The sequence below is a fragment of the Kitasatospora sp. NPDC057500 genome (assembly GCF_042802195.1).
Lineage (GTDB): Bacteria > Actinomycetota > Actinomycetes > Streptomycetales > Streptomycetaceae > Kitasatospora.
On sequence record NZ_JBHVER010000015.1, the window covers coordinates 11,199 to 24,595 of the forward strand.

General features: G+C 74.9%; 8 protein-coding genes. All 8 read left to right on the plus strand.

The window, feature by feature from the left end; all coding sequences use genetic code 11:
* Positions 1–99: 99 nt before the first annotated feature.
* The 8 genes from ACFU74_RS05595 to ACFU74_RS05630 all read left to right on the plus strand — a co-directional run bounded on the left by ACFU74_RS05595 (position 100) and on the right by ACFU74_RS05630 (position 13,311).
* Entirely contained in the window at positions 100–810 is a 711-nt protein-coding gene (locus tag ACFU74_RS05595) for a methyltransferase domain-containing protein (RefSeq protein WP_380752185.1), read from the plus strand.
* Positions 807–1,718 (plus strand): 1,4-dihydroxy-2-naphthoate polyprenyltransferase, encoded by a 912-nt coding sequence (locus tag ACFU74_RS05600; RefSeq protein WP_380752188.1) that lies wholly within the window; start codon positions 807–809, stop codon positions 1,716–1,718. Before ACFU74_RS05595 ends, ACFU74_RS05600 begins: the two co-directional genes overlap by 4 nt.
* Entirely contained in the window at positions 1,715–3,319 is a 1,605-nt protein-coding gene (locus ACFU74_RS05605) for a flavin-containing monooxygenase (RefSeq protein ID WP_380752191.1), read from the plus strand. The genes ACFU74_RS05600 and ACFU74_RS05605 overlap by 4 nt, the downstream gene beginning before the upstream one ends.
* Positions 3,306–3,803: a DUF2834 domain-containing protein gene (locus ACFU74_RS05610; protein WP_380752194.1), complete on the plus strand. Its 498-nt coding sequence runs from the start codon at positions 3,306–3,308 to the stop codon at positions 3,801–3,803. Before ACFU74_RS05605 ends, ACFU74_RS05610 begins: the two co-directional genes overlap by 14 nt.
* A complete protein-coding gene (locus ACFU74_RS05615; protein ID WP_380752197.1) occupies positions 3,800–5,692 on the plus strand; it encodes a prenyltransferase/squalene oxidase repeat-containing protein in 1,893 nt (630 codons plus the stop codon). The genes ACFU74_RS05610 and ACFU74_RS05615 overlap by 4 nt, the downstream gene beginning before the upstream one ends.
* On the plus strand, positions 5,689–7,161 hold the full coding sequence (locus ACFU74_RS05620; protein ID WP_380752200.1) for an FAD-dependent oxidoreductase: 1,473 nt from the start codon (positions 5,689–5,691) through the stop codon (positions 7,159–7,161). Before ACFU74_RS05615 ends, ACFU74_RS05620 begins: the two co-directional genes overlap by 4 nt.
* Entirely contained in the window at positions 7,158–7,949 is a 792-nt protein-coding gene (locus ACFU74_RS05625; protein ID WP_380752204.1) for a 2,3-dihydro-2,3-dihydroxybenzoate dehydrogenase, read from the plus strand. Before ACFU74_RS05620 ends, ACFU74_RS05625 begins: the two co-directional genes overlap by 4 nt.
* 427 nt (positions 7,950–8,376) lie before the next feature.
* Positions 8,377–13,311 carry an RHS repeat-associated core domain-containing protein gene (locus ACFU74_RS05630; RefSeq protein WP_380752207.1) on the plus strand — a complete coding sequence of 1,645 codons (4,935 nt, stop codon included), beginning with the start codon at positions 8,377–8,379 and terminating at the stop codon, positions 13,309–13,311.
* Positions 13,312–13,397 lie beyond the last annotated feature (86 nt).

Consider the following 13,397-nt stretch of genomic DNA (forward strand, 5'->3'; position numbering starts at 1 on the left):
ACCGCACGCGCGATCACCGCACGGGAGATCACCGCCCGACGGCCCCGCACGCCCTCCGACGGCGTGCCCGGGAACGGCCCGGCCTCAAGGAGTAGTGCTGTGCAACAGCTCCGAAGCGACCTCATCACCGACTACGACCGCCTCGCCGGCACCTGGTGGGACCCGCGCGGCCCGCTCGCGCCGCTGGGCTGGATCGCCCGCGCCCGGGCCGGGTTCGTCCCCGCCGCGGCCCGGGCGGACGCCGAACTGCTCGACCTGGCCTGCGGGGGCGGGCTGTTCGCCCCGCACCTGGCCGGCAAGGGATACCGGCTGACCGGCGTGGACCTGTCCCACCTGTCCCTGCGCGAGGCCTCCCGCCACGGCTACCACTCCCTCGCCCGCGCCGACCTCGCCCGGCTGCCCTTCGCCGACCAGTGCTTCGACGTCGTCACGGCCGGGCAGTGCCTGGAGCACGTCCCCGACCCGTACGCGGCCGTGGCCGAGGCCTGCCGGGTGCTGCGCCCGGGCGGGACGCTGATCGTGGACACCATCGCGGACAGCCGCCTGGCCCGGCTGGTGGCCGTCACCCTGGCGGAGAACCTGCCGCTGCCGGGCCGGCCCGAGCGCGGCACCCACGACCACCGGCTGTTCGTCAACCGCGCCCGGCTGCTGCGCACCGCCCGCTCGCACGGCGTGGAGCTGCGGCTCCTGGGCCTGAGGCCGCACGTCCGGGAGGGGCTCGGCTACCTGGCCGGGCGGCGCGAGACGGTCCGGATGGTCCCGGTGAAGGCCACCGGCGTGCTCTTCCTCGGCGTCGGGACGAAGCGATGAGCGGGGAGGCGGCCACCCGGCCCGGTACGGCGAAGCGGCCGTCCGTCGTCCGTGCCTGGCTGCTCGGGGCCCGGCTGAAGACCCTGCCGGTCACGCTGGCACCGATCGCGGTCGGCACCGCCGTGGCCGCCGGCGCCGGCGGGCCCGTGCAGGCCTGGCGCACCGCGCCGACCCTGGTGTTCGCACTGGGCTTCGTCCTGGGCACCAACTTCCTCAACGACTACAGCGACGGGATCCGCGGCGCCGACGACCACCGGGTCGGCCCGGTGCGTCTGGTGGGCTCCGGGCAGGCGTCGCCCGGGCAGGTGCTGCGCTTCGGGCTGGTCCTGTACGGCGTCGCCACCGCGGCCGGCCTGGTGATGGCCGTGACCGTCAGCTGGTGGCTGCTGGCCCTGGCCGCGCTGTGCGCGCTGGGCGGCTGGTTCTACACCGGCGGCTCCCGACCGTACGGCTACCACTCGCTGGGGGACGTGAGCATCTTCGTCTTCCACGGCGTCATCGCCGTCTGCGCCACCACCTACATCCAGCTCGAACGGGTGCCGGCGCTCGCGGTGGGCGCCTCCGTCCCGATCGGGCTGCTGGCGTGCGCGCTGCTGACCACCAACAACCTGCGCGACATCCCCACCGACACCGAGGCCGGCAAGATCACCATCGCGGTCCGGCTCGGCGCGCGCCGCACCCGGATCTACTACGCGCTGCTGGTCGCCGCGGCGTTCGCCGTCGCGCTCTCCCTGGCGCCCGGGCGGCCCGCCGTGCTGCTGGTGGCCGCCGCCGCGCCCGTCGCGGTGCGGCCGCTGCGGCTGGTGCTCGGCGGCGCCCGGGGCGGCGACCTCGTCCCCGCGCTGGAGCACACCTGCTGGCTGCTGCTCGCCTTCGGCGCGCTGCTCTCGACCGGGCTCGCCCTGTGACCGGGGCCGCCGCCGGGCGGGACGGCGGGACGAACACGGAACCGGAGCACGAGGTCCTCGTGATCGGCGCCGGCTTCTCCGGCATCGGCACCGCGGTCGGGCTGCTGCGCGCCGGCATCGAGGACTTCCTGATCCTCGACGAGCAGGACGGCGCCGGCGGGTCCTGGCACGCCAACCGCTACCCCGGCATCGCCGTGGACATCAGCGCCTTCTCCTACTCCTTCTCCTTCGCCCCGCACCCCTCCTGGACCCGGGCCTTCCCGTCCGGCGCGGAGCTGAAGGCCTACGCCGAGGACTGCGTCGACCGCTACGGCCTGCGCTCCCGGCTGCGGCTCGGAGCGCGGGTCGTGCGCGCGGTCTACGACGGGACCGGCCACCTGTGGCGGGTCCGACTCGCGGACGGCGCCCTGCTGACCGGCCGCTACCTGGTCTGCGCCACCGGCTGGCTCACCCGCCCCAGAACACCCCGCCTCGAAGGCCTCGACGACTACACCGGCCGGGTCGTGCACACCGCCCGCTGGGACACCCGGCTGGACCTGGACGGGCAGCGCGTGGCCGTCGTCGGCACCGGCGCCTCCGCCGTCCAACTGGTCCCCGAGATCGCCCCGCGGGTGCAGCGCCTCGACGTCTACCAGCGCACCCCCACCTGGGTGTTCCCCAAGCCGGACGTCCCGGTGCCGGCCACCGCACGGCGCCTGTTCGCCGCCGCGCCGTGGACCCAGCGCGCGGTGCGGACGGCCACCGACGCCGTCACCGAGGTCGGCTTCGTCCTCGCGATGATCCACTACCGGCGGTTCCCCTTCCTGGTGCGCGCCGGAGAGGCCTTCGCCCGCCTCTACCTGCGCCAACAGGTCAGGGGGGACCGGACGCTGATGGCAGCCCTGGCCCCCGGCTACCGGCTCGGCTGCAAACGCCCGTCCTTCGGCAAGGGCTACTGGCGCGCCTTCACCCGCGAGGACGTCCACCTGCACACCGCACCCATCGAGCGGATCACCCCCACCGGCATCGCCACCGCCGACGGGGCCGAACACCCCTGCGACGTCCTGGTCCTGGCCACCGGCTTCCACGCCCTGGACAACCTGCCGCCCTTCCCGGTGCACGGCCTCGGCGGGCGGGACCTGCGGGAGTTCTGGCGCGCCGAGCGCTTCCAGACCTACGAGGGCACCTCCGTCAAGGGCTACCCCAACCTCTGGTTCATCGTCGGGCCGTACTCGTTCACCGGCGGCTCCTGGTTCGGCATGATCGACTACCAGGTCACCCATCTGACCCGGGTCATCACCGAGGCCCGCCGCCGGGGCGCCACCCAGGCCGTCGTCCGCCCGGAGAAGCACGACGCCTCCTTCCGCCGCGCGCTGCGCCGCCAGCCCGGCACCGTCTTCGCACACCCCAGCTGCCGGGGCACCAACAGCTACTACTTCGACGCGCACGGCGACGCCCCGGCCGTGCGCCCGTCGTCCACGTACGAAGCCGCCCGGCGGGCCCGGCGGTTCGACCTCGACGACTACCACTACGACCGGGCCGGCACCGCCCCCGCGCCGGTCCCCGCCCCCGCGCCGGCCCGAGCGTCGCGCCCCGAAGGAGCACGCCATGCCACCGAGTGAGCCCCGGGCGGACGACCGCGCGCTGTGCCGGATGTACGCCCTGTTCGCCGCCGTCGGCACGCTCGTGATGGGCAGCCTGGCCGTCACCTTCGTGGTCCGCAACGCCGACGCCGGGCCGATCGGCGTGATGGACGCCTTCCTGCGCGACGCCACCCACAACCTGGCGTCCTGCTTCGTCTACGCCGACCTGGTGCTGATCTGGGCCGCCCTGGGCGCCTACATGATCGTCGAGGCCCGGCGCCGGCGCATCCGCCACGTCTGGGCGTACATCGTCGGCGCCCCCGCGCTCGCCCTGATCGTCAGCTTCTCCGTCTTCATGTACGTGCGCCAGCGCCGCATCGCCGCCGCCCGCGCCACGTCCGCCACCCCGGCGGCAATCGCGCCCGCGACACCCGCGACACCCGCGACACCCGCGACGCCCACGACGACCGCAACGACCGCGACCACCGCGGCCGCCCACGCCAGGAAGGAGCCGCAGCGATGACCGGTGACGCGACCGACCCCGCTGCCCCCACCGCCCGCACCGTCGAGCAGACCCTGGAACTGGCCGCCGCCGCCCTGCGCCGCCGCCAGCACCCGGACGGCCACTGGCAGGGCGACTGCCGGGCCAGCCTGATCGGCGAGTCCGGCGAGCTGGTCCTGCGCCACTACCTGCGAATCCCGCCCGACCAGGACACCGAGGCCGCCGCCCGCACCATCCTCGCCGAGCAGACCCCCACCGGCGGCTGGGCCGCCCACCCCGGAGGGGACGACCAACTCCTGGTCTCCGTCTTCTGCTACGTCGCCCTGCGCCTGGCCGGCCACCACCCGGACGAGCCCGAACTGCGCGCCGCCGCCGGCGCCGTCCGGGGCCTCGGCGGCGTCGAGGCCCTCGACAACCCGCTGATGCTCGCCTGGCTCGCCATGATCGGCCTCTGGCCCTGGCGCGACATCCCGCTGTTCCCGCCCGAGATCCTCCTGCTGCCCGACGACGCCCCCGGCAGCATCTACCACCTCGGCGCCGCCGGCCGCGGCGTCCTGGTCGCCAACAGCCTGCTGATGCACCGCCGTGCGGTCGTCCCCGCCGGATTCGACATCCGCGAACTCCACGCCCGCCCCTCCACCCGGCGCCCGCGCCGACCGCTGCCGCTGCGCGCCGCCACCACCCTCAGCCACGGGTTCGCCCGCCTGTCCGCCCCGGGCCCGCTGCGCCGCCGCGCCGTCCGCAAGGCCGTCCGCTACCTGCTGCGCACCCAGGAACGCGACGGCGGCTGGGGCGGCAACTGGCCGCAGACCGCCAACGCCCTGATCGGCCTCGACGCGGCCGGCCTGCCCGCCGACCACCCGGTCCGCACCCGCGCCATGGCCGCGCTCGGCGAGTACGTCACGCAGCACGACGGACAGCGCCACGTCGACCTGTGGATCCCCGTCGTCATGGACACCGCGCTGTCGCTCAACGCCACCGTCGCCGCCCCCGGCGCCGACCCCAAGGCCACCGAGGCGGCCGTGCGCTGGCTCCTCGACAACGAGGTCACCGAACCGGGCGACTGGGCCGTCCTCACCCCCGGCCAGGCACCCGGCGGCTGGCCGTTCGTCTTCGCCAACAACACCAACCCCGACGCCGACGACACCGGCTTCGCGGTCGCCGCGCTGCGCCGCGCCCACCCGGTCGGCAGCGACCCCGCCGTCGACGCCGCCTGCCGCCGCGCCGTCGACTGGCTGGAGTCCCAGCAGTGCGACGACGGCGGCTGGGCCGCCTTCGAACCGCTGCGCTGGCGCCTGCCCGGCCGGGACCGCCTCGCCGGAATCGGCCTGCTGGAAGCCCCCTCGGCCGACGTCACCGGACACGTCCTGGAAGCCCTCGGCGCCGACGGCCGGGGCGACACCCCCGCCGCCCGCCGCGCCGTCGCCTGGCTGCGCGACCACCAGCGCCCGGACGGCTCCTGGCCCGGCTGGTGGGCCTGCCACCACCTGCACGGCACCAGCGCCGCCGTCACCGGCCTCGCCGCCTGCGGCGTCCCCGGCGACGACCCCGCGCTGGTCCGCGCCTGCACCTGGATCACCGCCCACCAGCAGGAGGACGGCGGCTGGGGCGAGGACATCCGCGCCCTCCAGGACCCCGCCTGGATCGGCCGCGGCACCAGCACCGCGTCCCAGACCAGCTGGGCGCTGCTCGCCCTGATCGCCGCCGGCCGCGCCGAGAGCGAACCGGTCCGCGCCGGCCTCGAATTCCTGGCCCGCACCCAGCAGGACGACGGCGACTGGGCCGAGCCGCAGCACACCTGGATCGTCTACCGCGACGGCCTCACCTACCGGGACGGCCTGCTGCGGCTCATCTACGCGGTGACGGCCCTGTCCGCCCACCGCGACGCCACCCGGGGACGGCAGCAGTGACCGACGCACCCGCGAGCCAGGACCGGAACGGCGACGAGGTGACCGTGATCGGCGGCGGCCTGGCCGGGATGGCCGCCGCCTGGGCGCTCAGCGGCCTCGGCCTGCCCGTGCGCCTGCTCGAAGCCACCCCCGACCTCGGCGGCAAGGCGGGCTCGCGCCGCATCGACGGCCGCACCGAGGACCACGGCGTCCACATCTTCCCCGCCTTCTACCGCAACACCCTGCGGCTGACCGGCGAACTCGGCCTCACCGGCAGCCTCCGCCCCACCACCAGGTTCCACCAGATCCGCCCCGGCCAACTGGGCGGCACCGAGCGGCCCAGGGCCTCGGTGGCCGAGGGGCTGCTGTTCCTGTACGGCGTGGTCGACCTGCTCGCCCAGGACTACACCCGCCACGACGAGTCCCTGCACGACTTCCTGACCACCCGCCGCTACCTCACCGAGGCCGCCCTGGCCGACATCGAGCACTTCTTCATCGCCTCCACCGCCGCCGAGAGCCGCGCCGCCTCCGCCGCCGAGTTCCGCGGCAGCATCGCCGCCTTCCTGCGCCGCCCCGGCCGCATCCGGATGCCCCGCGGGGACCTCCAGCACTGGCTGATCGACCCGTTCCGGCGGCACCTGGAGAACACCGGCGTCAAGGTCCGCACCGGCCACGAGCTCACCGGCGTCACCACCGGCGGCGGCCGGCTGCGCACCCTCACCCTGCGCACCCCCGCCGCCGACGCCGACACCGAGCAGGTGACCGGACACGTCGTCCTCGCCGTCCCGCACGGCCGGGTGAGCGACCTCGGCCCCGAACTCACCGGCGCGCTGCACCCCGCGCACGGCGTCCGCGAGTTGAACTCCCGCCCGCTCGGCGCCCTCCACCTCTGGTTGCGCCGACGCCTGCCCCACCTGCCCGCCGAACACGTCCGCCTGGTCGGCTCGCCGCACGCGATCACGCTGCTCGACATCGGCCAGAACTGGGCCGGGCACCGCACCACCGTCCTCAACTGCGTGGTGGGCCGGGTGGAACGCCTCGCCCACCTGCCCGAGAGCGAGGCCGTCGCCGTCCTCGTCGACGAACTGCGGACCTACCTGCCCGGCTTCGGACCGGAGGACATCGAGCACGTCTGCTACCAACCGCACCTGGCGTCGCCCTACTTCACCCCGGGCCCCGGGAGCGACCGGCTCCGCCCGCACAGCACCACCGCGCTCGCCAACCTCCACCTGGCCGGCGACCACTGCGCCGCACCACCCGGCATGACCGGCATGGAGGGCGCGGTGAGCTCCGGACTGCGCGCCGCCGAGTCGGTCCGCCGGGCGCTGCGCCCGCACCTGCCGCCGGTCCGGATCGACCCGTTGCCGACCGTCAGCCCGGTCGCCGCCCGGCTGCTCCGCGCGGCCCTCGCCCCGCTCGCCGCGGCGGCCCGGGGCCGGAGCGGTCCGCGCCCGGGCTCCGGCGCCGGCCCGCAGAGGGGACGATCGTGAACGGCGAGGGCCCGGAGGCCGGCGTCGCCCTGGTCAGCGGAGCCGCCGGCGGAATCGGCGCCGCCGTCGCCCGCGCCCTCGCCGAGGCGGGCACCACCGTGGCCGCCGTCGACCGGGACGGGGACCGGCTGGCCGCCGTCGTCGGCAAGCTCGCCGCGGAGGGCCTGCCCGTGCACGCCCACCCGGCGGACGTCACCTCCCGCGCGGCCGTCGAGGCGCTGGTCGAGGCCGTCGAGCAGGGCACCGGCCCGATCGGCCAACTGGTGTGCGCGGCGGGTGTGCTGCGGCTCTCCGAAGCCCGGTGGACCAGCGACGAGGACTGGCACGCCACGCTCGCCGTCAACACCACCGGCGTGTTCCTGCTCGCCCGGGCCGTCGTCAACCGGATGGTCCCGCGCGGGTACGGCGCCGTGGTGACGGTCACCTCCAACGCCGCCTCCACCGCCCGCGCCGGGATGGCCGCCTACGCCGCCTCCAAGGCCGCCGCCACCGCGTTCACCCGGTGCCTCGGCCTGGAGGTCGCCCGGTACGGCATCCGCTGCAACGTGGTCGCCCCCGGTTCCACCGACACCCCGATGCTGCACGCCATGCACCCGCCGGGCGCCGCCGCCTCCGCCGCCGTCGCCGGCGACCCCGCCGCCTACCGCACCGCCATCCCGCTGGGGAAGGTCGCCACACCCCTCGACGTCGCCCACGCCGTCCGCTTCCTGCTCTCCGACCGGGCCGGCCACATCACCCTGGAGACCCTCACCGTCGACGGCGGCGCCACCCTCGGGACCCCGGCCTGAGGCACCGTCGCATCCGCTCTCCGGAAAGGACCGCAGCACCGATGCCCGGCCACCCGCCGCCACCCCCGCCGGACCGCGCATAGGCCGCCGGCCCCCTTGGGGGGAGCCGACGAGCCTTCAACGATCGCGACGGCCCGCCGACCTGCGGTCGGCGGGCCGTCAACACGCCGGCACTACCGCTCCTCCTGCCTCCTGAAGATCCGACGAGGCGGAAGGACGAACGGAGGACCGGTCGGCCGTGGTGGCGTGATCGCGGCTTCGAGTGAGGAGGCGGTGCGGGAATCGGCCAATCTGGGGGTGAGCGGGACGGGGTGGTCGGGGGTGCGTCAGAGTGAGGGGGAGCCGTGGGGCGCATACGGAGGGCGGGGGCCGTATGCGGTGTCCTTGACGGGGTCGGTTCTCTTTCGGAGGCTTCAGCATGGGGTCCGTGTCGTCGTTCTTCACGCAGGCCGGGAACTTCGGGAGTGCGGTGTCGGGGGGTGTGGATCCCCGGACCGGGCTGTTCAACGTGCGGATCGAGCTGGGGAATCCGGTGGGGAACCGGAACCTCGGGCCGTCGTTCCCGTTGACCCTGGGGTACTCGCCGCTGAGCACCGCCGAGGCCGGGCTGGGGCGGGGGGTCTCGCTGGGGCTGACCACGTACGACCAGGGGAACCGGCTGCTGACGCTGTCCTCCGGTGAGCGGTACAAGGTGCTGGAGACCGGCTCCGACGTCCTTCTGATGCAGAAGAAGCTCGATACGGTCCGCGTGACGAAGGACGACGACTCCTATCGCGTGGTGCACAAGTCCGGCGATGTGGAGGTGCTGACCGGGCCGCAGAACGCGTTCGACCTCAAGGTGCCCACGGCGCTGCTGACGCCCGCCGGGCATGCGCTGGAGCTTTCGTGGGACTTCGGCAACGGGGCGGTCCCGCGTCTCCTGGAGGTCAGCGACGAGAGCGACACCCTGCTGACCGTGGACTACTCGGGGGACGTCAAGGCCACGCTGAACGTGCTGCCCGGCCGGTCCGAGGGCTTCCGGGTGGAGTTGTGGCTGCAGGACGGGCTGCTGGCCGGTGTGCACCACTTCGGGCTCGGCGAGGACGCCCCGCTGGTGTGGAGCCTGTCCGCCGACCCGGTGGGGCCGCAGGGGGTGTGGGGCTCGTGGATCACCGGTGTGAGCGCGCCGGGCGGGATGTCCGAGACGGTCTCCTACTCCCAGGGCGGGACGGGCCACCGGTTCCCGGACTCCGCCGGTCTGCCGGCGCTGCCCCGCGTGGAGCGGTACGTCCGGCGGCCCGGCGGCGGGCAGCCGCAGACCGAGGTGGACTACGACTACACCGACAACAACTTCCTCGGCGGCCACTCCGGCGCGGGCTGGGACCCCGACCAGGACACGCTGTACGGAATCCTGAGCGACTACGCGTACGGGTCCACGGAGTCGCGGAGCAGCGGTGGCGGGACCACGAGGACCACCCGCACGTACAACGGCTACCACCTGCAGACGGACGAGACGACGAACCGCAACGGCTGCTCCCGGCAGGTGCGGACCGAGTACTACGCGGTGGTCGGCCGGCAGTTCGAGGAGCAGGACGACCGCTTCCAGCTGCCGACGAGGCAGACGGTCACCTGGAGCGATCCGCAGGGCCACGCACGCAGCGAGGTCACCACCACCGACTACGACGGCACGGGCAATCCGAGCCGCCGGACCGACCCCGACGGGACCCGGACGGACTGGGCGTACTACCCGGCGGGCGGGAGCGGTTCGGACTGCCCGCCCGACCCCAACGGGTTCACCCGCTGGCTCAAGGACGTCACCCGCACGCCGCCGGGGACCGGCTTCGACGCGCCCGTCCACCGGACGTCCTACGTCTACACCTCGCACTCCACACCGGACTCCCGGGTGCCCGCCGTGGTGGTGAAGTCCTCGGAGCGGCGGTACGCCGACGGCCGGCTGCTGCGCCGGGAGGACTTCGCCTACGGCACCTGGGGCGCGGAGTTCGGCCGCATCACCGGGCTGGACCGGGCCGAGTTCCCGGACGGCGAGGGCGGCGCCTCCTACACCGCGGCGCACGCCTTCACCTTCCGGACGGAGGGCGAGGACCTGGTCCAGACCCACACGCTGACGACGCACGACGGGCTGACGACGACGCGCTCGCAGCGCCGTTCACGGTTCACCGGGCGCTTGCGGTCGGCCACCGATCCGCAGGGCAACGTGGTGGCCACCACCTACGACGGCCTGGGCCGTGCGCTGACCCGTACCACCAACCCGGGCACCGCGTACGAGGCGGCCGAGAGCTGGAGCTACGAGGTGGACACGTCCCTGCCGTTCGTGGTGACGTCCACGGACGCGCTGGGCAACCGGCAGCGCGCGAGCTTCGACGGCGCCGGGCGCCCGGTCCTGGGCGAGCGCAGGGGCACCGACGGCGACGGCACCTGGTACACCGTCCAGCGGCTGGCGTACGACGAGCAGGGCCGTACGACCTCGGTCACGGAGGCCGACCACCTGCCGGGCGGTGGCGGCCAGGTGGCCGACCTGACCCAGACCTTCGCCTACGACGACTGGGGACAGTTGTCGGCCACCGGGTGCAGCGACGGCTCGGGCCGGCTCACCGTGAGCGATCCCGTCGCGCTGACGACCACCGTGCGGCAGTCGGGCGGCGGCGTCCCGGTCACCGGGAGCTGGGTGACGACGTACAACCTCCGCGGCGAGCCGGTCGCGGCGGAGCGCTTCGGCCTCGGCGGGGCGTCCGCGGGCCGGCGCGTGCTGGACCGCGACGGCTGGGGCAGGCTGCGCCGCGAGACCGACGAAGCCGGGAACGCCACGAGCTACGACTACGACGCGTACGGCCGGCTCAGCCGCACCACCCTGCCGGACGGCACGGTCGTCACCCGCGGCTACGCGCCGTTCTCCTCCGACGGCCTGGCCACGACGCTCACGGTGGGCGGGACCGCGTACGGCACGCAGGCCTTCGACGGCATGGGCCGGCTGACCGCCGCCGACTGCGGCGGCCGCACCTGGTCCTACGGGTACGCCCAGGACAGCGACCCGTTCCCCACCCGGGTCACCATGCCCGACGGGCAGCAGATCGGCTACGAGTTCGTACCGGGGCTCGGCGACGTCGTCTCCCGGGTCCGGGCCGGCGGCATCACCCAGTCGCTCGGCCACGACCCGCTCACGGGCTTCCTGACCACCGCCCAGGAGGGCGAGGTCACCATCACCCGCGACTACACCGCCGCGGGCCTGCCGCGCACCGAGACCACCACCGGGCCCGGCGGGTCCGCCGCCGTCGCGCGCTGGGACTTCACGCTGGGCGGCCTGGAGCACGGCTACACGGGCGTGGACGGCGCCACCCGGCAGACCACGCGCGACGCCCACGGCCGGATCACCGCCGTCACGGACCCGGCCGCGCGGGTGGTGCCGAGCTACGACGCGGCGGGCCGCACGATCGGGTGGACCGCCGAGGACCAGCAGTCGGGGTACGCGCTGACCACCGCGCTGACACTGGACGACTTCGGCCGCGAGGTGGGCCGATCGACCAGCGACAGCCGGGGCGGCACGTGGTCGCTGGTCCAGCACTGGCAGGACAACGGCCTCCTCGCCCGCAGGACGTTCTCCGCCGGTGCGGAGCGGCTGCGCGATGAGGTCTTCACCTACGACAGCCGCAACCGGCTCGCCGGCTACACCTGCGACGGATCGACCCCTCCCACGGACGCGTACGGCAACCAGGTCACCGGGCAGACGTTCAGCTACGACGCCTTCGGGAACGTCACCCGGTGCCGCTCCGAGTTCCGCGACGGCGCGGACACCGCGACCTACCTGTTCGAGGACCGGGCCGACCCGTGCCGGCTCACCGGCATCACCCACACCGGCAAGGGCCTCCCGGCCCGGATCACGCTGGGCTACGACGCGGCCGGGCGGCTGACCACCGACGACGCCGGGCGCACCCTCACCTACGACCCCCTCGGCCGACTGCAGACGGCGGGCCCGGCGAACGAGTACGGATACGACCCGCTCAACCGGCTGTTCACCCAGCGGACGGACGGGCGGACCGACGTCCTGTACTACCGCGGCGAGTCCCTCGCGGCCGTGGTCGAGGACGACCGGCCGGGCCGCCTGCTGCAACTCGACAACGGCGCCTACGTCGCCCAGTACCGCCAGGGGCGGACCGGGCTCCTCGCGACGGACGGCGCGGGGACCGTCGCGATGGCGGCCACCGCCGACGGCCGGGAGCACTACGCCTTCACCCCGCACGGACAGCGCCCCGTCGGGGCCACCAGCAGCCTGCTGGGCTTCACCGGCCAACCGAGCGACCCCGTCACCGGCTCGCACCACCTCGGCAACGGCGCCCGCGCCTACAACCCGGCCCTCCTGCGGTTCAACACCCCCGACACCCTCAGCCCGTTCGGCGCGGGCGGCATCAACCCCTACGCGTACTGCGAGGGCGACCCCGTCAACCGGATCGACCCCTCGGGCCACCTCAGCTGGCAGGCCTGGCTCGGCATCGGCCTGGGCATCGCAGGACTGGCCCTGACCGTGGTCACCGGCGGCCTGGCCATCGCCGCCGCCGGAGGCGTGGTGGCCGCGATCAGCGCCGCCTCCGCCACCACCCTCGTCGTGGGCGGCCTCGGCGTCGCCTCCGACGTCACCGCCATCGCGAGCGGCGCCCTCGAAACCGCCTCGCCCAAGGCGTCCGCCGTCCTGGGGTGGGTCTCGCTCGGCACCGGCCTGCCCGGGCTGGCCGAATCGGGCCTGCGGCTCTCCCGCACGCTGGCCGGGAGCAGCCCGGCCCTCGCCGAGGAGGCCGCGCGCGGCTGCGGGATGTCGAAGCAGGCCGCCGCGGGCGCGGGCGAGACGGCCGCGGCGGCCGGGGAGGCGGCGGCTCCGTCCACGCCCGAGCTGCTGGGCGAGCCGGTGGCCCTCCCGGCCAGGCGGTTCCGGTTCTTCGAACCCGTCAGCAACGCCTCGGGCGCGACGGTGTGGGTCAGCCAGGACGAGGTCACCGGCGGCATGGTCAAGCGGCTCACCGAAGCCCGGCTGGAGGCGGGCAAGCGGATCCACATCCTCTCCGGAACGCACGGCAGCGCGCTCGGGGAGCGGACCGCGAGCAGCGCCGAACCCTCGTTCTTCTTCAACGACCTGATCAGGAGGAGGTCCTCGCCGGGGGACGTCGGGAACGCCTGGGAGGGCCGAGTGGCCGTCCACTACACGCCCGACCTGTCGTTCGACCGGATCGGGGAGATCCTGCGGTGCGACGCCGACCACGAGGTCATCGCGGCGTTCTGCTTCAGCCGCAACGACGTCGCCGTCCGGGAGTTCCTGGGCCTGGAGGCCACCTACTCGTACGCCTCGCACCTGCGCCGGTTCCCTCCGGGGTTCTGAGGCGGGCTCGGCCGCTGCGACCACGTGCCGGAGGAGTCGTCCGCGTCGCGGGGGCCGGCGGGCCGCAGGTGGAACCCGGCGCCCGC